Source organism: Bacillus sp. UNC438CL73TsuS30 (assembly GCF_000482325.1).
In the GTDB taxonomy this organism is placed as follows: Bacteria; Bacillota; Bacilli; order Bacillales; family Cytobacillaceae; genus Neobacillus.
In genome coordinates, this window is record NZ_AXVA01000005.1 from 82,796 (window position 1) to 103,885 (window position 21,090).

The following is a 21,090-nucleotide window of genomic DNA, read 5'->3' on the forward strand; positions in this document are numbered from 1 at the left end:
TGGTACGGCCCGTTTTTATTCTATTTACTTGGTAACATGAACGTCTATGACCGTTCCCGTTTTAGCATCAGCGACAAATTCATATTGCTCGGCTGTACCCTCGTTATTTTTGGATATGCCGCCTTTATATACTTGATATAGGATTTGTTGCTTTTGGTAGGGCACAGCTTCCATATGTATCCATGACCCGTTGATGTCTCCGTTTTGTTTAAACTGTTTTTTTACACTTTCTAATACCCGCTCAGGTGAAACTGTTGAATTTTTTGAAATAATTTCTCTTACTGCTAAACTGCTTATTGCTCCAGCCGCCGCACCAATGATAAATGATTTCCAGTTCATACCTTCTGTACCTCCGAAATATGATTTAGAAAAGAAAACGTTTCGGTTAAGAATTCTCCTTTTAGTATATCGTATTTAATGGTCTGAACATAATATAACCATTGGCGATTTGAAATGTTGGTCATCAAGGAAATGATTCTGTAAAATAAATATATACATAAATAAATTTTAAGGAGTTTGAAAATGAACGAACAAACATTAAAGCTTTTTCAAACCTTGACAGAGCTTCCCGGCGCTCCTGGAAATGAACATCTTGTGAGAAATTTTATGCGGGAACAATTAACACCTTATGCGGATGAAATTATCCAAGATAACCTTGGAAGTATTTTCGGTGTGAAAAGGAGTAATGAAAGTGGTCCAATCGTAATGGTAGCAGGACATATGGATGAAGTGGGTTTTATGGTTACTTCCATTACCGATAACGGAATGATTCGTTTCCAAACACTTGGAGGCTGGTGGAGCCAGGTTCTTTTAGCACAGCGGGTTCAAATTATGACGAAAAATGGCCCGGTTATTGGCGTCGTGGGCTCAATTCCTCCTCATTTACTTGATGATTCAAAGAAAAATAAACCGATGGAAATCAAGAATATGCTGATTGACATTGGTGCGGATGACCGTGAGGATGCGAAGCGGATTGGCATCAAGCCAGGTCAGGCAATTTTACCGATTTGTCCATTTACGCCAATGGCCAATGAGAAGAAAATTTTAGCGAAGGCTTGGGATAATCGTTATGGCTGCGGATTAGCGATTGAACTACTTCAGGCAGTAAAGGATGAAATTTTGCCAAATACTCTATATTCCGGAGCTACGGTCCAAGAAGAAGTAGGATTAAGAGGTGCACAGACTGCTGCCAATATGATTAATCCTGATATCTTTTTTGCACTAGATGCAAGCCCTGCTAATGATATGTCAGGGAAGAAGTCAGAATTTGGCCAGTTAGGAAAAGGGACCTTGCTGCGAATCCTTGATCGCTCAATGGTTACCCATCGTGGAATGAGAGAATTCGTCCTCGATATGGCTGAAACCCATAATATTCCGTATCAATATTTCGTGTCGCAAGGCGGTACAGATGCAGGAAGGGTTCACTTGTCCAATGAAGGTGTTCCAAGCGCAGTAATCGGTATATGCTCTCGCTACATCCATACCCATGCTTCGATTATTCATGTAGACGATTATGCCGCAGCAAAAGAATTATTAGTCAAACTTGTAAAAGCATGTGACAAATCAACGGTAGATTCTATAAAAGCAAATAGTTAAAAATTAAGAGGGGGCATTTGGATATGCCTCTTTTTAGCGAAAAAGGAGCGGCACCATGAAAATCATTATCGGAACCAAGAACCCTGCTAAAATTTCTGCAGTTAAAAATGTATTTGTTGAAACAGAAGCGGAGTTTCTCTCCTTAGATATCCCGTCAGAAGTAAGTGACCAGCCGTTTTCGGATGATGAAACGATTCAAGGAGCAATCAATCGGGCACAAGAGGCACTAGAACAAGGAAATGGTGATCTAGGTATTGGACTTGAAGGCGGCGTGCAAGAATCCGAACATGGGTTATTGATTGTAAATTGGGGGGCACTTGCTGCAAAAGGCAGAGAACCGATTATTGCTGGAGGAGCAAGAATTCTGCTCCCTGAAGAAGTTGCGGCACGTTTGAGGGCAGGAGAAGAATTAGGGCCAGTAATGGAGGATTTCTCCAACAAGGAAAATGTCCGTAAAAAAGAAGGGGCAATTGGAATTTTTACCAATGGATTCATTAAACGGGATGAAATGTTTACCCATATTGTGAAGCAGCTAGTTGGACAATACACCTATCAAATAAACAGGAAATAAAGAAACTTAGGAGGCAATGATAATGAAAAATTTAGAGTCTATGGAGCAATTTGAACAACTTCGGGATAAGGGAAAAACGATTTTTATGTTTTCAGCAAAATGGTGCGGGGATTGCCGTTTTATTGAACCGTTCCTCCATGAAATCGAAGAAAATTTTAAAGAATATACTTTTATTCATGTTGACCGCGATCAGTTTATTGATCTTTGCCAGCAGCTTGATGTATTTGGAATTCCGAGCTTTATTGGCTTTGAAAATGGCAAAGAACTCGGTCGCTTTGTTAGTAAGGATCGAAAAACCCAAGAGGAAATCGAAAATTTCATCAAGGGCCTAAAATAATTTCGTTTCTCTCTCCATCTCCTTTTGAGATGGAGTTTTTTCATGTTACAATAAGTGCGCATCTCCTTTGATATGGAGGGATAAGGATGAAAATGGATAGTAAAAAAATGCGAAAAGAATTAGAACAGCGATTGGCGGCTCCTGGTCGGAACTTTACGTTTGATCGTGATAAAGATCAGCTCCGAATCGAAAATTCTGCGGCTGGAAAAGGGATTACGGTTTCTTTATCTGGAATAATTGCTAATTGGCATACCAATAAAGAAAAAGCCATTGATGAAGTGGTTTATTATGTTGAAGAAGGCCTAAAGGCGATGGAAGGTAAAATCCAGTTAACAAACCACGAGAAAAATATTTTCCCTGTTATTCGGTCTACATCTTTTCCGGCTGAAGCAGAAGAGGGTGTCCCATTTTTAGTCGATGAGCATACAGCGGAGACGAAAATCTATTATGCCATTGATATGGGAAAAACGTATCGATTAATTGATTCACGTGTGCTGGAAAATGAGGGATGGGAAGTAAATCGGATAAGAGAAATTGCGTTATTTAATGCCAGATCCCTTCCAACCCCATTAAAGGAAGATCATGTTGCTGGAAATGTCTTTTATTTCCTTAACACAAATGATGGGTATGATGCCAGCAGGATTTTAAATAAAGGCTTTTTAAATGAGATGCAAAAGAAAGTTTCAGGAACAATGGTATTAGCTGTACCGCATCAGGATGTGCTGGTCATTGCAGATATTCGAAATGACAGAGGCTATGATGTTCTAGCACAATTAGCGATGAGCTTCTTTGCTAATGGCCATGTGCCCATCACGGCATTGTCATTTTTGTACGAGGATGGGGAACTAGAACCAATCTTTATTTTAGGAAAAAATAAGTGACAAAAATGAGGAAGGATCACAACAAAAAGTGGTCTTTTTTCATTTGTATTTTAAGAATTCCTACCTATTCCACTATATTTCGACTGATTTTTAGATTTCTTGTCGAAATATTATCAAATACTGCTAAAATAGAATAATAGATGAAAGTAGAAAGAGTGATAGTTTTGAGCTGGATCCAAAACTTTTTTCAAAGGTTTAAAAACGATGAGGAAGATGAAAATGATTACGAATATGAACTGAACCATTCTAGAATACATAATGAGATGAGAGACCTTCCCTCTTTAAAAAATAAGGAAGGCGGCAGGGATATCGATGCCCGTATTTCCTACCAATATCCAAAAGGGAAAATTCGTTTACCTATTATCCAGGATGAAAAGTCAATCGAAAATAAGGGTGCAGCTTCAAAGAAGCGAACAGAAAGACAGCAAAAAAGAAAAGATACAGAGCATTTTGAGGTTCAGCAAGAGAAAAAGGCAGCTCCTAAAATACAAAAGGAGCAGGAGCCAAAAAAAAGCAGACCTTTTCATCCAACCGAAATTCCATCCCCAGTTTTTGGATTTAAAAAACCTGTGAAGACCAACAATTCAATCCTTGTTGAGCACGAGCTTACTCATTTTATAAAAGAGGATACAGAATCACTCCAAAGCAGCCAAAAAATGATGGAAGAGATTCAAGTCTCACCGCAGGAACAAAATGAAAATCCTGTTATCCTGGTAACAGAACCCGGTCTGTTAGTTGAGGAGGTTAAAAAAGAGGAAAATTCAGGGCAGTCTGAGCCATCCTTAAATATTTCAGATTCTATAACGGATTGTGATCAAGAGATTCTTTCTGTTCAAGCGGTTGAACCTGAAAACTTACCACCACAAACAAGTGTAGAAACCGTTCAGGTGCATACGGAGAATCCAAGACCAAAGCAGTCCCATTTACCATTCAATGTCATGATGTTAAAGCAGGATAAGGAGAAATGGGAAGAAAGAAAAATACAAAGAAAAATGGGCATGGATTCCCGAATACCGCTGGAAATAAACAAGCCGGTAGAAACGGGTAAGGAAGTAAAAGTGGTTCATGAGGAATTGAAGGAAGTGCCAATTTTTCAAATAGATAATGCTGCACCAAAAAAAGAGGCATTCACTCATGATGAAATCGAGGCCCATAAAAAAGAGCCAACCACTCATGATGAACCGAAGGTCCATAAAGAGGAAGCAAACGCTCATAATGAACCCGAGGTCCATATAGAAGAGGCAACCACTTATGATAAAACTGTGGCTCATGAAGAAGTGGCTATCTCAGAAGCGGATATCTATCAATTTCCTGAATTTTCTTTGTTGAGTCCACCAGTAGTAGTTGAAAAAGATACAGAGTGGATTCAAAACCAGGAAAATTTATTAAACCAAACCTTACAAAATTTTAACGTTGGAGCAAAGGTGGTTAATGTAACACAGGGTCCAGCCGTTACACGCTTTGAGGTTCAGCCTGAGCCGGGTGTCAAGGTAAATAAAATTACAAACCTTAGTGATGATATTAAATTAAGCCTTGCTGCTAGAGATATCCGGATTGAGGCTCCTATCCCGGGAAAGCATACGATTGGTATTGAAGTTCCTAATCAAAAGTCACGGCCGGTCTTCATAAATGAAATTATCCAAAGTAATGTTTTTAAGGAATCCGGCTCGCCCTTAACGGCTGTCTTAGGGCTCGATATTTCAGGAAAACCGATTGTAACTGATTTGAAAAAAATGCCGCACGGTTTAATTGCCGGAGCTACGGGGTCGGGAAAAAGTGTTTGTATTAACACAATCCTTGTTAGTTTATTATTTAAAGCTAGTCCTGAAGATTTAAAGTTATTGCTGATTGATCCCAAAATGGTTGAATTAGCCCCTTATAATCGAATCCCACATTTGGTCAGCCCGGTTATAACGGATGTAAAAGCGGCAACAGCTGCGTTAAAATGGGCTGTTGAGGAAATGGAAAGACGCTACGAGCTTTTTGCCCATACAGGTGTCCGAGATATCAACCGCTTTAATGAACTAGCAATGGAACATAAGAGATATTCCGACAAGCTGCCGTTCATTGTCATTATTATTGATGAGTTGGCTGATTTAATGATGATGTCACCGGCAGATGTGGAGGAAGCAATTTGCCGAATTGCCCAAAAGGCTAGAGCATGTGGAATCCATTTAATCGTGGCTACCCAAAGACCTTCTGTAGACGTTATTACAGGGCTCATCAAAGCAAATATTCCAACACGAATTGCTTTTTCCGTTTCATCACAAATTGATTCGCGAACAATCATTGACATAAGCGGGGCGGAAAAATTGCTTGGACGGGGGGATATGCTCTTTTTAGAAAATGGTTCATCGAAGCCTGTCCGTTTACAAGGTACATTTGTTTCTGATGAAGAAATTGACCTTGTTGTTGCCCATGTAAGAGAGCAGCAGGAACCGGATTATTTATTTGAACAGGAAGAACTTTTAAAGAAGGCGCAAGTGACAGAGGAGGAGGATGAACTTTTTTATGAAGCCTGCGAGTTTATCATTGACCATGGCACGGCCTCAACCTCTAGTTTGCAACGCCGTTTTAAAATCGGGTACAACCGTGCAGCAAGATTAATGGATATGCTTGAAGCAAATGGGTTTATTTCCAGTGCAAATGGAAGTAAACCGCGTGAGGTTTTAATTACGGCATCGGATTTAGAAGCCTATTATGAGGCGAATGCAAATGGATAACTCAATACTCTTTGAATTCGAAAATGAAATATTTGAAATAAAAGTAAATAGTTCTTAAATAGTTTTTAAGAACGAAGAGTGTTATAATATTTAAATGTGATTACAATGAGAATATAGTTAAATTAGCAAATAAGTTAAGATGTCATATACTGTTTTACAGATAGACGTTTGTTGGAGGTTCTTTAGATGACTATTTACCATTTTGTAGGTATTAAGGGGTCTGGAATGAGTGCGTTGGCACAGGTTCTGCACGATATGAATTTTGAAGTGCAAGGCTCCGATGTCGAAAAGCACTTTTTCACTCAGGTAGCCCTTGAGCAATCAGGAATAAAGATCCTTCCCTTTCAAAAAGAAAATATTAAACCGGGAATGACCATTATTGCAGGAAATGCCTTTCCTGATACCCACGAAGAAATTCAAGAGGCGATGAAGCTGGGACTTCCGATTGTCCGTTATCATCGGTTCTTGGGAGATTTTATGCAAAACTTTACGAGTATTGCGATTACAGGTGCCCATGGAAAGACGTCCACAACTGGGTTGCTTGCTCATGTTATGGAAGGGGCCAAACCTACATCGTTTTTAATTGGCGATGGTACAGGGAAAGGGCAGGAAGGCGCTGAATATTTTGTTTTCGAAGCATGCGAATACAGAAGGCACTTTTTATCGTACTTCCCTGATTATGCAATCATGACTAATATAGACTTTGACCATCCTGATTATTTTGCCAATATTGATGATGTTTTCTCTGCTTTCCAAGAGATGGCCATACAGGTAAAGAAGGGAATTTTTGCATACGGTGATGATGAGCAGCTTCAAAAAATCCAAGCAAAGGTTCCTGTATTGTTTTATGGTTTTGAAGAAGAGAATGACTATCAAGCAAAAAATCTTGTGAAAACAACAGATGGAACCAGCTTCGATGTGTTTATCCGGAATACTTTTTATGATTCCTTTACGATTCCAACTTTCGGTGACCATAGTGTCTTAAATTCTCTTGCTGTCATTGCCCTTTGCCACTACGAAGAAATTGATGTGTCTATTGTGAAGGAGCAATTAAGCACGTTCCAGGGAGTAAAAAGAAGATTCTCGGAAAAAAGAATTGGTTCACAAATTTTAATTGATGATTATGCACACCATCCTACTGAAATTAAAGCAACAATTGAAGCGGCTAAACAAAAATATCCAGATCGTCCGTTGATTACCGTTTTCCAGCCGCATACCTTTACAAGGACGCAGGCGTTTCTTGAAGATTTTGCTGAAAGCTTACGCAAGGCGGATAAGGCCTATTTATGCGAAATTTTTGGCTCTGCACGTGAAAACCACGGAAAGCTTACAATCAAGGATCTTCAGGACAAAATAGAGGGAGCGGAGATTCTTTCAGAAGAGAATACATCTGTCCTTAAAAATTTTGATAATGGTGTTATTATTTTTATGGGTGCAGGAGATATTCAAAAATTTCAAGAGTCCTATGAAAAGCAATTATCTTAAAAAAAGGATGCCAGGCACTACCTGGCATCCTTTATCTTTATTTTAAATGATCTGGGTTTAATTTTTCTAATTCGGGGATGACGAAAAGACCGTCCTTGCGAATCAAGACATCATCAAAGTAAATTTCGCCTCCGCCATATTCAGGACGTTGAATATTGACCATATCCCAATGAATATTTGAATGGTTCCCATTAAAGGCATCGTCATAACATTGACCAGGTGTAAAATGGAAGCTTCCTGCAATTTTTTCATCAAATAAAATATCCTGCATTGGATTTAAAATGAATGGATTTACGCCAATGGCAAATTCCCCGATATAGCGTGCTCCCTCATCCGTATCAAAAACTTTATTGATTCGTTCTGAATCATTTGCTTCTGCTTCAACAATTTTTCCATCCTTGAAGGTTAATTTAACATTTTCAAACGTAAACCCTTGATAGGGGGATGGGGTATTATAAGAAATTACACCGTTTACAGAGTCACGTACGGGAGCTGTATATACCTCTCCATCCGGAATGTTTAATCTTCCTGCACATTTAATGGCCGGGATATCTTTTATGGAGAAGCTAAGATCTGTTCCCGGTCCGGTTAAACGAACTTTGTCAGTACGGTTCATAAGTTCAACAAGGCTGTCCATTGCCTCATCCATCTTTCCGTAATCCAAGTTACAGACATTAAAGTAAAAATCTTCAAATCCTTCAGTGCTCATTTTAGCTAATTGAGCCATAGAGGATGTTGGATAACGAAGCACAACCCATTTTGTTTTTGGCACCCGAATGTCACGGTGGACTTTCTTGCCAATTGTATTTCCGTGAATCTTCATTTTTTCATCTGGTACGTCTGCATGCTCATTTATGTTATTGCCGGAACGCAGTCCTATGTATGCATCCATTTGACTCATTACATTGGCCTCAAATTCAGCCATTAGATTAAATTGTTCTTCTTGTGCACCGAGTAATAAAGAGCGGTCCACTTGATGATCTTTTAAAAGAACAAATGGGAAGCCTCCTGCTTCATAAGCTTCTTTTACTAAAGCGGTTACAAGTTCGCGCTGCAAGCCGAAATTTTCAATTAGTACCTTTTCGCCTTTTTGAAGCTGAACAGAATAGTTGATTAAATTTTTTGCAAGTTTCTCAATCCGTGGATCCTTCATTTTATACGCCTCCGAAAAGAAAATTCTTATACTACCTCTCTATTTTACCCGAATATGGTTGAATGTTGAAAAATAACGATTTTTTATAAATCTGATGGCAGGAAAACAAGACAAAAATATTGAAGTAGTATAGAATGTTGATGAGGTTTATACCCAACATCGTTGGGTAATACATAATGGTAGAATTAAGCGGAGGTGCCACGATGATTATTATTTTATACTTAAGTGTTGCATTGATTGCAATCGCCTTTTTAGTACTTGTGATTTATGTTTCCAAAATGCTTAAGTCGTTAAGGGAGACATTGAAAAGCGTTTCGAAAACTCTTGAAGGGCTCGAAACACAGCTTGAAGGAGTAACAACAGAAACAACTGCACTTTTACAAAAAACAAATGCTCTTGCTGATGACATGAAATATAAGTCAGAAAGCTTAAATAGTGTTGTGGATGCTGTAAAAGATGTTGGTACAACAGTGAGTAAGTTTAATGGAACCTTACAGAACATTACCCATTCCTTTGATAAGCAAGTTGAAGAAAGTAAAGAAAAGGTTTCTCAAGTTATTCAATGGAGTAATGTAATCCTTGAACTTAAGGATAAGTGGAAGGCAAAAAAACAAGAAAAAGATAGAAATATCCCAAGTGAAAGCGTGAGAGTTAGGTCAAGATAATAGAGGTTAACTCAAGGAGGGCGTTTTTTATGTCTAATAAAGATAATGAAACACGAGAAACGAGCCAAAAAAGAAACGAAGATTCGGGTAATAGTTTTTTACTTGGGGCTTTAATAGGCGGAATGGTTGGTGCGGCTGCTGCACTGTTTTTTGCACCAAAAGCAGGGAAGGATTTGCGAAACAAACTAAGTAACCAAACGGGTTTTCTAATGGAAAAAACCGCAGATTTGCGGGGAAATATGATAAACAAAAGCAGCCAGCTTGCTTCTAAGACAACATCGATCACACAGGGCATCGTTCAACAATCAAGTGATCTTTTAAGCAAAACAAAAATCAAACCGATGGCAAGGGAAGAAAAAGAGGACAAGTCAGATGTCATTTATATTCCCATTCAAACCCACCAACAAAAAAATGTAAGCATAAAGACAGAGGCACCACTAAACAACGAGGATATCAAGAGAAAACTAGACGAAGCAAAAAAAGCTTTGGAAGAAGAAGAGTTAAAAGTTAAGCACTAAGAAGTTTGAAATGCTTAAACTGATTATTTGTGATAGAAACGGTGAAGTGATAAAATGACTTCACCGTTTATTTTTTAGGAGGGAATCAGAATGGTTGATAAAATAGAAACACAAGAACAGTTTGAAGCATTACTGGAAAAAGAAGAGAAATTTCTTCTTTTAAAACATAGTTTAACATGTCCGGTTAGTCAGGCAGCCTATCAGGAATATCAAAAATTTGCTGATAATGAAAATAGCATTCCTGCTTACTTTTTAGCTGTACAGGATTCACGCCCATTATCAAATGAAATTGCAGAGAAATTTAATATTAAGCATGAATCACCACAGGCTATTCTTTTTACAAATGGGGAGCCACGCTGGAATGCCTCGCATTGGAAAATTACCAAGCGTTCATTGACAGATGCAGTGGGTGAAAATAAGTAGCATTTAAAGGCATCCATAATATGGGTGCTTTCGTTTTAAAAAATGTACAATTTTTCTATAATCATCACATAATTCAAATATCAACATATTTTAATTTAATATCCCTTTAAAACACTTTAGCGCTTAAAAGCGTTTAATCAATAAAGAAAAAAGTGATGACAAAAATAATTTTTTCCTTTATAATAAAGCCTAATTATTGAAAAAACAGAAAATTTATTTCAATAGAATCTTTTAAATCGTAGGACACCGTTCAGTATTTATGAATATAAATATCTGATTGGCAATGAAAGGACGGGGAAAATATTGAGCACAAATGAATTGGATCACTTAAGATCACGTGTGGATGAGTTAAACTTGGAATTGTTGAGGTTAATTAATGAAAGAGCTCGACTCGTCCAAGAGATTGGGCAAGTAAAGGGGAACCAGGGAGTTTACCGTTACGATCCAGTCCGTGAAAGAAAAATGTTGGAGGTTATTAAGGAGCATAATGATGGTCCTTTTGAAAATTCAACAATTGATCATATTTTTAAAGAAATTTTTAAAGCTGGGTTAGACCTGCAAAAAGATGATCATAGTAAAGCATTATTAGTATCGAGAAAGAAAAAGCCTGAAGATACAATTGTTACGTTAAAGGGTGAAAATATTGGAGACGGTAAACCGCACTTCGTTTTTGGTCCTTGTGCAGTTGAATCTTATGAGCAAGTTGCAACGGTAGCAAAAGCAATGAAGGAAAAAGGACTAAAACTTCTTCGTGGCGGTGCATATAAGCCAAGAACCTCTCCATATGATTTCCAAGGTTTAGGCGTTGAAGGCTTAAAAATTTTAAAACGTGTTGCAACTGAATTCGATATGGCTGTAATCAGTGAAATTGTAAACCCTGCGGATATTGAAATGGCAGCTGAGTACCTTGATGTGATTCAAATTGGTGCCCGTAATATGCAAAACTTTGAATTATTAAAAGCAGCTGGAGCTATAAAGAAACCTGTATTATTAAAAAGAGGACTTGCAGCGACCATTGAAGAATTTATCAATGCTGCAGAATACATTATGGCACAAGGAAACGGACAAATTATTCTTTGCGAACGTGGTATTCGCACTTACGAGCGTGCAACAAGAAATACATTAGATATTTCTGCAGTACCAATTTTGAAACAAGAGACACATTTACCGGTTATGGTCGACGTAACACACTCCACCGGAAGAAGAGATTTATTGCTTCCTGCAGCTAAGGCGGCGATTGCAATTGGAGCTGATGGAGTTATGGCTGAAGTTCATCCAGATCCAGCCGTAGCATTATCCGACGCCCAACAGCAAATGAACCTTGAACAATTTGACAATTTTTACAATGAGTTACTAGCATCACACTTTGTTCGGATTTAAATTTAATAGTAATTATTTCCAAAAAACCTTCTGCAAACTTGTGCAGGAGGTTTTTTTACTTAAAATTTCCGAAAATAGAGGAATCTCATTGCGGCTTCTACGTTCTTGTCGTATCATTAAATAGATAATTAAGATTGTTTATTATATCACAAATTAGAATAGCGGAAATGATAGACTAAGCTAAGGAAAAAGAAAATGACTAGGCTTTGTTAAACTGCTATAAAATAAAGAAAAATAATGTATCGTTTTAAGGAGAGTGTTGAGCGTGAATGTGACGATTTATGATGTTGCCCGGGAAGCAAATGTTTCGATGGCAACCGTTTCACGTGTTGTGAATGGGAATCCCAATGTTAAACCGGTTACCCGTAAAAAAGTATTAGAGGTAATTGAACGGCTTGGATACCGTCCGAATGCTGTTGCAAGAGGATTAGCAAGTAAAAAAACCACTACTGTAGGTGTCATTATCCCGGATATATCAAATATTTTTTATGCTGAATTAGCACGCGGTATTGAAGATATTGCAACAATGTACAAATACAATATTATCTTAAGTAACTCTGACCAAAATAAAGATAAAGAATTACACTTGTTTAATACGATGCTTGGGAAACAAGTGGATGGCATAATTTTTATGGGAGGAAATATTACTTCTGAACATGTAGAGGAATTTGAGAAATCACCTGTCCCTATTGTGCTTGCCGGCTCTATGGAAGAAACCGAAACGATTCCTTCCGTGAATATTAATTATGAACAAGCTGCTTATGATTCGGTTAAAGAATTTATCGATAAAGGCCACAAGAATATTGCCTTTGTCGTTGGTCCATTATATGAACTGGAGAATAAGGTAAAAGGGTATCAAAGAGCGCTTGAGGATGCCGGGATTCCATTTAACGAAGAATTGGTTGTTGAAGGAGATTACACATACGATTCCGGAATTGAAGCCTTTGAAAAGTTATTGGAAGCACAAGAACGGCCAACTGCCATTTTAGTGGCATCTGATGAAATGGCACTTGGGGTTGTCCATGGTGCTCAGGATAAGGGGTACAATATACCTGAAGACTTTGAGGTCATTACCTCGGATAATACAAGATTGGCCCTTATGGTACGTCCGCAACTAACAACTGTTATTCAGCCATTATATGATATCGGTGCAGTGGCAATGCGTCTTTTGACTAAATATATGAATAAAGAAAAAGTGGAGCGACATACTGTTGTACTTCCACACCGAATTGAACATCGTCAATCAACAAAATAAATTAAAAGGGCTATCTGCAGATAGCCCTTTTACTATTAGCTGGATTGACTCTTTTGCTGATTTCGAATCGGATATAAAGCCTTTTCAAGCGTCTGTAAATTTTTTTCAGTAATTTCTGCCTTTCTTGGAATCGGTAAATAGAGATTGTCTGGATCGTCCCATTCTCTTGGTAATTCAACAGGGGAGTCCTTCTGCCAGAAGTGGACCCATTCTTCAGGTAAATTACCATAGCAATTGGAGTTTTCAGTCATCTCGAGCCAAATAAGGGCCCATGCGCGTGGCACCACTCTCCAGATGTCATACCCGCCGCCGCCAACAGCAATCCAGCGGCCATTACAATATTGATGGGCAATTTCATGGGCAAGCTTTGGTATTTCGCGATAGATTTTCATCGTAGCGGATAAATGTGTCAATGGATCAAAGTAATGAGCATCTGCCCCATTTTGGGTGAGAATAACATCTGGCTTAAAGAAATCGGCCACTTCCCTCATTGCATGTGAATAGGTGTGAAGCCATGATTCATCTTCGGTAAAGGCATCAACAGGGATGTTAAACGAATAGCCATAACCTTTACCTTGGCCGCGTTCATTTACGTTTCCTGTTCCGGGAAATAAATATCTGCCTGTTTCATGGATAGACAGGGTACATACATTAGGGTCATCATAAAAAGACCATTGGACTCCATCCCCATGATGAGCATCCGTATCGACATATAAAACGCGTGCATTATATTTTTGCTGCAGGTATTTAATCGCTACAGAGCTGTCATTATAAATGCAAAACCCGGAAGCTTTTCCACGAAACCCGTGGTGAAGCCCCCCTCCAAGGTGAACTGCATGAACTGCTTGTCCTGTCATTACCTGGTCAACTGCAGTCAATGTTCCGCCAACTAGTAATGAGCTTGCCTCATGCATATTTGGAAAAATTGGAGTGTCCTCGGTTCCTAAACCATAGTTTTCTGCTATTTCAATAGGTAGTTGATCATGACCAGCCTTAAATACGGCGTCAATGTAATTTGGATCATGAATAAGGCTGAGATCCCCTAAGGTAGCCGGTCTGGGTAAGATAATTTGCTTTTCATCCAGTGCATTTAATTTTTTGAGTAAATCTACTGTTAATTTAAGCCGAAACTGATTAAAAGGATGATGGCTGCTGAATTTATAATTCAGCAGTTCTTCTGAAAAAACAAATGAGCATTTATCTGTCATAGTGAAATCCCCGGAAGATTTGGCCATAGAACATGGTGTCCTGCTTTTTTTAAATCTTCAATTAGCCCCGTTGGGTTCATCATTTGCACGCGAATAACGAGTATTTTAAATTGATCATCCTTTTTGTCTGGGTAAACAAGCACACTAAGAATATTTGCGTTACGTTTTCGTATTATACTAGAAATTTCACTAAGCATTCCTGTTATATTCGGGACCTTTATTTCAATTTGCGACCCGGGCTGATGGGCACCGGTTAATTCCACCATTGTTCTTAGCAGGTCTGTTTCTGTGATAATTCCAACGAGTTTTTGATCATTGATGATGGGAAGGCAGCTGATTTTATGTTCATAAAATAGACCTGCCACCTCTTCTACAAAATCAAGCGGATGACCTGTAATCACATTTTTTTTCATTATCGTCACAACTGGTTTTTGTAAGTCCTCCAAGTGTTCATTGGCATGAAATATAGAGGGCATTGCATCACGGATATCCACGACTGTAACTAACCCTACTAAATGATTATCGGAGTCGATAATGGGAACATGGCGAATTTTTTTTGATTCCATTAGACGTAAGGCATCCTTAATCGAATCTGTTGGAAAAAGTGTTGCAACGTTTGGTTTCATGATTTCTTCAACGATCATTGGAAAATCCCCCTTCACTTCCTTAACAAAAATCAGGTGAATAACTAATTAATACATAAACCGATTCATAAAGCGCAGGCGGTCAAATTTTTGGATGGATTCGTTATCTATCCTTTTGCCAATTTTGACCATTAAGCAATTTGCAGGATGGGAACAAATTTCGGGATCATCAGTTGCATACCATTCAAGTCCACCGGCATTCATCATTTTCTCCATAACCTTTCGATATTCCCATACATTCAGACCCGTTCCTTTTAGATCCCAGTGCCAATAATATTCAGTCGTAATCGTAATATAATCTTCCATCGCATCATCCATCATTGCCACGATTATGAGATTTTTACCAACAGCACAGCCCCTAAATTGAGGAATGACTTCAATGGCACCTAATTCTATTAAATTATCCATTTTTCCTTCAGACCATCTTTCAAGAGGGTCTGGATAGAGGAATGTAACATAGCCAACAATTGTATGGTGAGATCTGGCGATAATAATTCTTCCTTCAGTAAGATCGGCAATTCCCACTAATGCTTGGTGTTGCTGACTGGGCGGGCGAAAGGCGGTAAGATCCTCATGAAATTCATAACCTGCCAGTTTTTCTGCTGAGATTGGTCCTTCTATAATTAAATTTCCGTGAGGGGTCTTTACTTCTTTTGCATTGTACGTTTTCTTATGTTCCATTTATTCACCACCAGGAAAAGTGTTTCATTTATTAATTCTATTATACAAAAAATCTATTAAGTAAAAGCGATTTCACAAAATTTTTGAACTTTTACTATAAATATGAGAAATTTAAAAAACAACTTATAGAAAAAATATTTTTAAAAAATTGAGAATAGTCTCTATTTGTAATATAATTATCTCAATAAAACTTAAGGGGGAGAATTAGATGAGAGTGGAAGCGCTGCCAGTAGTACAGGGAGAGTATAACCTACCAAATTATGAAGAATGGTATAAGAATTTTAACTGGGAAGAAGCTGAAAAGGAATTTTCTTGGCACGAAACAGGATTGGTAAATATGGCTTACGAGGCGATTGACCGTCATGTAAAAACCTTCCGGAAGAACAAAATTGCTCTTTATTATCGTGATGGAGTAAGAGACGAGAAGTATACATTTAAAGAAATGAAAGAACTGTCAAATAAGGCAGGCAATGTTTTGAAAACCTATGGTGATGTCGAAAAAGGCGACCGTGTATTTATTTTCATGCCTCGCTCTCCAGAGCTTTATTTCACTGTTTTAGGTGCGATTAAATTAGGAGCGATCGTTGGTCCGTTATTTGAAGCATTTATGGAGGGGGCCGTCAGAGACCGTCTTCAGGACAGTGGTGCTAAGGTACTTGTTACCACTCCGGAATTGCTCGATCGTATTCCTGTCAGTGAATTACCTGATTTAAAGCATATTTTTGTAATCGGTAAAAATGTAGATGAGCAGGGGCCGGTTATTGACTTCTTGAAAAAATTTGAAGAAGCAGAGAAAGAGTTAAGAATTGAATGGGTTGAAAGAACGGATGGCATGATTCTACACTATACTTCCGGTTCTACTGGGAAACCTAAAGGAGTTTTGCATGTACATAATGCAATGGTTCAGCATTACCAAACAGCGAAATGGGTTCTTGATTTAAAAGAAGACGATGTTTACTGGTGTACAGCGGACCCTGGCTGGGTTACAGGAACCTCTTATGGTATATTCGGACCATGGTTAACAGGAACCTCTAATGTCATAGTTGGCGGACGTTTCAGCCCTGAATCCTGGTATCAAATGATTGAGGATTTTGGTGTTACAGTTTGGTATAGTGCCCCAACTGCTTTCCGGATGTTAATGGGAGCCGGCGATGAACTTGTGAAAAAATATAATCTTAGCTCACTCCGTCATGTTTTAAGTGTAGGGGAGCCGCTAAATCCTGAAGTGGTAAAATGGGGAGCAAAGGTATTTAATAAACGAATTCATGATAACTGGTGGATGACGGAAACAGGGGCACAGCTGATTTCAAATTACCCATGTATGCCGATTAAACCAGGATCAATGGGGAAACCGATTCCGGGAGTAACCGCGGCAATCGTTGATGACCAAGGAAACGAATTGCCACCTTACCGTATGGGCAATCTTGCGATTAAAAAAGGCTGGCCTTCCATGATGTACACAATTTGGAATAACCCAGAAAAGTACGAGTCCTATTTTATGCCTGGTGACTGGTATGTTTCAGGCGATTCAGCCTATATGGATGAAGAAGGGTATTTCTGGTTCCAGGGACGTATTGATGATGTGATCATGACTTCCGGTGAACGTGTTGGTCCTTTCGAGGTGGAAAGCAAGCTTGTTGAGCACCCAGCAGTGGCGGAAGCAGGCGTTATTGGAAAGCCGGACCCAGTTCGTGGGGAAATTATTAAGGCCTTTATCGCCTTAAGAGATGGCTTTGAAGAAACGGAAGAATTGAAAGAGGAAATTAGACAGTTTGTGAAAAAGGGTCTTGCAGCGCATGCGGCACCTAGAGAGATTGATTTCCGTGATAAGCTTCCAAAAACTAGAAGCGGTAAAATTATGAGACGTGTTTTAAAGGCATGGGAGCTTAACCTGCCTACTGGTGACCTTTCAACAATGGAAGATTAAAAAGTAGAAAAAACCGCACTGATTTTATTTCGTAAAGGGTTCTTTTTTGAGGTGTTTTTCTTAAAATACTTGCCGAAATGAGAGTAGTATTGGATTGGCATCGTTAGTGGTATATAAAAAGTAAAACTCGCCAATTGGCGAGTTTCTTTATTAGGGATAGAAAACTTTGTTTATATATATAAAACCTCATTATGAGATAAAACTCACTCCCTTTTAAATAAGATGTTTTGTCCTTAATTGAGTAACCAGCGAAAGTAAAATAAGCACAGATTTTTCGGTTAAATGCAAAATGGAGCTCGTTTCGGGGTATATAAGGGAAGGTTTTCCGGTTATGCAAAGCAAAATCTCCCATTTTTGATTTTTTCGAGTCAATAGTCGGAATTCCTTCGTCTATTTGACCTATATTTAATAATAAATTCTAATTAAGCGAAATTTTTCCGTCTATTTTTCAGATCGGGTGCTTAACCTGATCCCCCAGCCGATAAGTGTGGACCTCTTGATTCTAGATGCGGGAATCAGCAGCTTTTTATCGACCAGCTTATAAAAGTCAATAAAATTGGTACTCAAAACGGCACTGCAAATGAAAGAAGTTTTGATCCTCTTTGTTAATTGTACAATACTTATGTCCATCATAATAATGATGTTAATTGCTATGTCAAAGTTAATAGAATTTCGTTGAAACCTTGATAAATAAAGAAAAAGACGTATGCCAATTCATACGTCAATTCTTGTGTCTTTTAATAACAAAGCACCCGAAAACAGAACCCTTTTAATATTATTTCGGAGCAGTTTTTTTCTGTTCATTTTGTTCTTGATCTTTATTATTATCGCTTCCGCCAATCTCAACCAAATTAGAGGGTGGGGATTCCTTTCCGGCTATATCGACTGCCGTAACATAATAGGTTCCGCTTGAGACCGAAAGAGAAAGGCTTGATCCGCTTTTAATACTGGCTATCTTCAATTTTAAAAGCCCTGCGTGATAAACTCGGTAGCCAATGACATCATTTTCCGGAGATGATGACCAAGCTAGTGTATTTGCGTCAGCTCTTAGCCTAACGGATCCCGGAGTCTTGCCGTTATCAACAATCTTAGCGGTTGGGACAAGAATATGCGCCCAACGGCTTCTGTTTGGAATGAGCTGGCTTGGATTATGAAAGTTCCTTCCAACCATTCGGGCAATGAAATCAGGATTTAAGACAAGACCTCTTTGAGCAAATTCTACAGGTGTTGAATCCAATGCTAAATACTTTCTGTCGCCAATCGTAACATATTTGCCGGCAACTAAACTATCATCCACTTTTGTTGGGACATATTTAGCATTGAAGTAGTCACTCTCAACCAAGCCTGCATTTACACAAGCTGCAGATGGCAGGAGACCTGATACTGCGCAGTAAGAGCGTCTAACAATTCCGTTTGGCATTTTAAATTGCTTTTTCGGAGCAATTAAGGACGGCTTGATCTTATAGGCAGAATTGATTAAATCAACCCAAAGATTGTTTGTCCGCTGACTATACGACATATATCCGTAAGATTGAAGGGATTTTGGCGTATCATAACCCGTCCAGATTCCAAACGTTACATTCGGATTGGTTCCAACCAGCCATGAGTCTTTGTAATCGACTCCTGTCCCTGTTTTTCCTGCCCAGTCTGTTCGAAATTTAAGACGGTAATTAATGCCTGCAGCCGTACCCATTCGCATAACATCACGCATCATATCTAATGTTAAATAAGCAGTCTGAGGTGTGAAAACCTTAACAGGTTTAACCTGATGCTGATAAATCACTTTCCCATTCTTATCGACGATCTTGTCAATCATATAGGCGTCGATAAATTTCCCGCCATTTGCAAAAGTTGTAAAAGCATTCGTATTTTCTTCAACTGTTACTCCGTTGCTTAAAGAACCAATGGCCGTTGAAAGGTTCGTATAATCTTCACTTCTAAGTGAAGAAAAACCCATTTTTTCCAGGTATTTAGCTGGCCGTTGATTAACAATGTCCCTGTATAACTTTACAGCAGGCACGTTATAAGACCATGCCAGGGCGTATCTTGCAGAGACTAAGCCACTATATCTCATGTCATAGTTATGGGGCCATGGGCTGCTGCTTGCCGGGTTAAGGCTCAAAGCAACATCGGGTAAAGTTGTCCCGGGGGCAGCCTTTCCCATTTCAATTGCTGGTCCATAAACAAGGAGCGGTTTCATGGTCGAACCATTTTGACGAATTGCGTTGGTAGCGTGATTAAGCTGCTGTTTATCATAATCTCTTCCGCCAACAAAGCTTATGATTTTACCAGTTTTATTTTCAATCAGGATAGCCCCAACTTCCACCGGCTCCATGACGGTTTTGACCTTACCTGTCTCCGGATCCTTCTTTTCTTCCGGTTTATCAGGTCCATAATATGGATATCGATCCTTAACTTTTTGCATGGCGTCATACATTTTTTTGTTAATGGTTGTGTGAATCTCATAGCCATTTTGTTTTAAATCATGACTGGCTAAAGTCTGGTACTTGTATTGGAGATTGCTGTCTTTCTTTAATTCTTTTTCACTGATTCCGTCCTTTTGGGCCAAAACCGTAGCAAGAACATCGATTGAACGTTTTTCAATTTCAAATGTCAGCCATGGATATTTTTCCAAAGGATTTGGACGCGGTGGTGTAAAATCTTTTGTAATGTCATAGGCCGCCGCTTCAGCATATTGCTTTTTGTTAATGTAACCGCCATCATACATCCTTTTTAAAACGGTTTTCATCCGGTTGATTCCCGGTTCCAGATTTTCTTTCACTTTTCCGTCTCTTGTAAAAGGGGTGTATCCGAAGGGGCTTTGCGGTAACCCTGCGATAAAGGCTGCTTCTGGTAATGTGAGCTTGTTTGCGCTTTTCCCGAAGATACCTTTTGCTGCTGCCTGTACCCCCGCAATATTTCGTCCGGATGAATTTCGACCGAATGTTGAAACATTTAGGTAGGCCTCAAGAATTTCCTTTTTGGAGAAAAATTTTTCTAAACGAAGGGCAAGTAAGATTTCATTTGCTTTCCTTTGAAAAGAAACCTCATTGGTTAAAATTTGGTTCTTAATAAGCTGCTGAGTTAATGTACTGCCGCCAGATTGAACTGCTGAATTGGTGACTTCCTGAAATAGGGCGCGAAAAACGGCTTTTGGAACCACACCATGATGCTTGTAAAAATACTCGTCCTCTGTTGAAATGACGGCTTTTACAAGGTAATCAGAGACCTGATCCAAATTTACTTCTTCACGTTCAAGATCTGATCTTAGTTTTCCAAGGTAAACATTATCAGCAAAATAGAGGTCAGAAGTCTCAGTATAATTATAAATATCTTTTTTCAAACTACTGTAAGAGCGGACAGGTTCATCCTTCACAAGTGAGGCAAAGTATCCTGCACCAACACCGGTAGCAAAGGAGCCTCCTAGGATAATTACAGTTAAAAAGATTAGAAAAAGATTCCAAACTACAGAATATGTAATTCGAGCACTCTTTACTGTTTTTTTATGTGTAATCAAGTTTAGGGATGATTTTAAAGCTTCCATCCAAGCCTGCAGTCTTTCTTTCATTAAGAGCATCACCTCGACTTAAATCACATACATTATAGCATATACATGTTCAAAAAAATGACAAAGTTCTACATT

Annotated in this window: 18 protein-coding genes; 12 read left to right on the plus strand and 6 right to left on the minus strand. The window is 38.7% G+C overall.

Features of this window, described 5'->3' with window-relative positions; genetic code table 11:
- Positions 1 to 24: 24 nt before the first annotated feature.
- Positions 25 to 339, minus strand: a complete 315-nt coding sequence (locus M028_RS0100540) for a PepSY domain-containing protein (RefSeq protein ID WP_026572157.1) — start codon at positions 337 to 339, stop codon at positions 25 to 27.
- 183 nt (positions 340 to 522) lie between these two features.
- Between M028_RS0100540 and M028_RS0100545 the strand changes: the two genes are divergently transcribed.
- The 6 genes from M028_RS0100545 to murC all read left to right on the plus strand — a co-directional run bounded on the left by M028_RS0100545 (position 523) and on the right by murC (position 7,593).
- Complete coding sequence (locus M028_RS0100545) at positions 523 to 1,596, plus strand: M42 family metallopeptidase (RefSeq protein ID WP_026572158.1); 1,074 nt, start codon at positions 523 to 525, stop codon at positions 1,594 to 1,596.
- Between the two features lie 55 nt (positions 1,597 to 1,651).
- Positions 1,652 to 2,167 (plus strand): DUF84 family protein, encoded by a 516-nt coding sequence (locus M028_RS0100550; protein ID WP_026572159.1) that lies wholly within the window; start codon positions 1,652 to 1,654, stop codon positions 2,165 to 2,167.
- A gap of 22 nt (positions 2,168 to 2,189) precedes the next feature.
- Entirely contained in the window at positions 2,190 to 2,504 is a 315-nt protein-coding gene (locus tag M028_RS0100555) for a thioredoxin family protein (protein ID WP_026572160.1), read from the plus strand.
- 86 nt (positions 2,505 to 2,590) lie between these two features.
- Positions 2,591 to 3,385, plus strand: coding sequence for a DUF1444 domain-containing protein (locus tag M028_RS0100560; protein WP_035423579.1), 795 nt, complete (start codon positions 2,591 to 2,593; stop codon positions 3,383 to 3,385).
- Positions 3,386 to 3,549: 164 nt separating this feature from the next.
- A complete protein-coding gene (locus M028_RS0100565) occupies positions 3,550 to 6,108 on the plus strand; it encodes a DNA translocase FtsK (protein ID WP_026572162.1) in 2,559 nt (852 codons plus the stop codon).
- A 186-nt stretch (positions 6,109 to 6,294) separates the two neighbouring features.
- On the plus strand, positions 6,295 to 7,593 hold the full coding sequence (gene murC / locus M028_RS0100570) for a UDP-N-acetylmuramate--L-alanine ligase (RefSeq protein ID WP_026572163.1): 1,299 nt from the start codon (positions 6,295 to 6,297) through the stop codon (positions 7,591 to 7,593).
- A 37-nt stretch (positions 7,594 to 7,630) separates the two neighbouring features.
- Here the strand turns inward: murC and M028_RS0100575 are convergent, their stop codons facing one another.
- Positions 7,631 to 8,746: an aminopeptidase gene (locus tag M028_RS0100575; RefSeq protein WP_026572164.1), complete on the minus strand. Its 1,116-nt coding sequence runs from the start codon at positions 8,744 to 8,746 to the stop codon at positions 7,631 to 7,633.
- 203 nt (positions 8,747 to 8,949) lie between these two features.
- Between M028_RS0100575 and M028_RS0100580 the strand changes: the two genes are divergently transcribed.
- The 5 genes from M028_RS0100580 (at position 8,950) to ccpA (ending at position 12,987) form a co-directional block, all read left to right on the plus strand.
- A complete protein-coding gene (locus tag M028_RS0100580; RefSeq protein WP_026572165.1) occupies positions 8,950 to 9,411 on the plus strand; it encodes a DUF948 domain-containing protein in 462 nt (153 codons plus the stop codon).
- Positions 9,412 to 9,440: 29 nt separating this feature from the next.
- The gene (locus M028_RS0100585) at positions 9,441 to 9,929 is read left to right on the plus strand and encodes a YtxH domain-containing protein (protein WP_026572166.1); all 489 of its coding nucleotides are present in this window, start codon (positions 9,441 to 9,443) and stop codon (positions 9,927 to 9,929) included.
- Positions 9,930 to 10,019: 90 nt separating this feature from the next.
- Positions 10,020 to 10,352 carry a bacillithiol system redox-active protein YtxJ gene (gene ytxJ, locus M028_RS0100590; RefSeq protein WP_026572167.1) on the plus strand — a complete coding sequence of 111 codons (333 nt, stop codon included), beginning with the start codon at positions 10,020 to 10,022 and terminating at the stop codon, positions 10,350 to 10,352.
- 303 nt (positions 10,353 to 10,655) lie between these two features.
- Complete coding sequence (locus M028_RS0100595) at positions 10,656 to 11,732, plus strand: bifunctional 3-deoxy-7-phosphoheptulonate synthase/chorismate mutase (RefSeq protein ID WP_026572168.1); 1,077 nt, start codon at positions 10,656 to 10,658, stop codon at positions 11,730 to 11,732.
- A gap of 265 nt (positions 11,733 to 11,997) precedes the next feature.
- Positions 11,998 to 12,987: a catabolite control protein A gene (gene ccpA, locus M028_RS0100600; protein ID WP_026572169.1), complete on the plus strand. Its 990-nt coding sequence runs from the start codon at positions 11,998 to 12,000 to the stop codon at positions 12,985 to 12,987.
- Positions 12,988 to 13,022: 35 nt separating this feature from the next.
- Here ccpA and M028_RS0100605 read toward each other — a convergent pair whose 3' ends face one another.
- The 3 genes from M028_RS0100605 to M028_RS0100615 are packed head-to-tail and all read right to left on the minus strand — an operon-like array spanning position 13,023 to position 15,520.
- The gene (locus M028_RS0100605; RefSeq protein ID WP_026572170.1) at positions 13,023 to 14,195 is read right to left on the minus strand and encodes an acetoin utilization protein AcuC; all 1,173 of its coding nucleotides are present in this window, start codon (positions 14,193 to 14,195) and stop codon (positions 13,023 to 13,025) included.
- On the minus strand, positions 14,192 to 14,839 hold the full coding sequence (locus M028_RS0100610; protein ID WP_026572171.1) for an acetoin utilization AcuB family protein: 648 nt from the start codon (positions 14,837 to 14,839) through the stop codon (positions 14,192 to 14,194). Before M028_RS0100610 ends, M028_RS0100605 begins: the two co-directional genes overlap by 4 nt.
- Positions 14,840 to 14,887: 48 nt before the next feature.
- Positions 14,888 to 15,520, minus strand: a complete 633-nt coding sequence (locus M028_RS0100615) for a hypothetical protein (protein WP_026572172.1) — start codon at positions 15,518 to 15,520, stop codon at positions 14,888 to 14,890.
- Between the two features lie 208 nt (positions 15,521 to 15,728).
- Here M028_RS0100615 and acsA point away from each other — a divergent pair, with 208 nt between their 5' ends.
- Entirely contained in the window at positions 15,729 to 17,447 is a 1,719-nt protein-coding gene (acsA, locus tag M028_RS0100620) for an acetate--CoA ligase (protein ID WP_026572173.1), read from the plus strand.
- Between the two features lie 775 nt (positions 17,448 to 18,222).
- Here the strand turns inward: acsA and M028_RS29175 are convergent.
- Positions 18,223 to 21,015: a transglycosylase domain-containing protein gene (locus M028_RS29175; protein WP_051590877.1), complete on the minus strand. Its 2,793-nt coding sequence runs from the start codon at positions 21,013 to 21,015 to the stop codon at positions 18,223 to 18,225.
- Positions 21,016 to 21,090 lie beyond the last annotated feature (75 nt).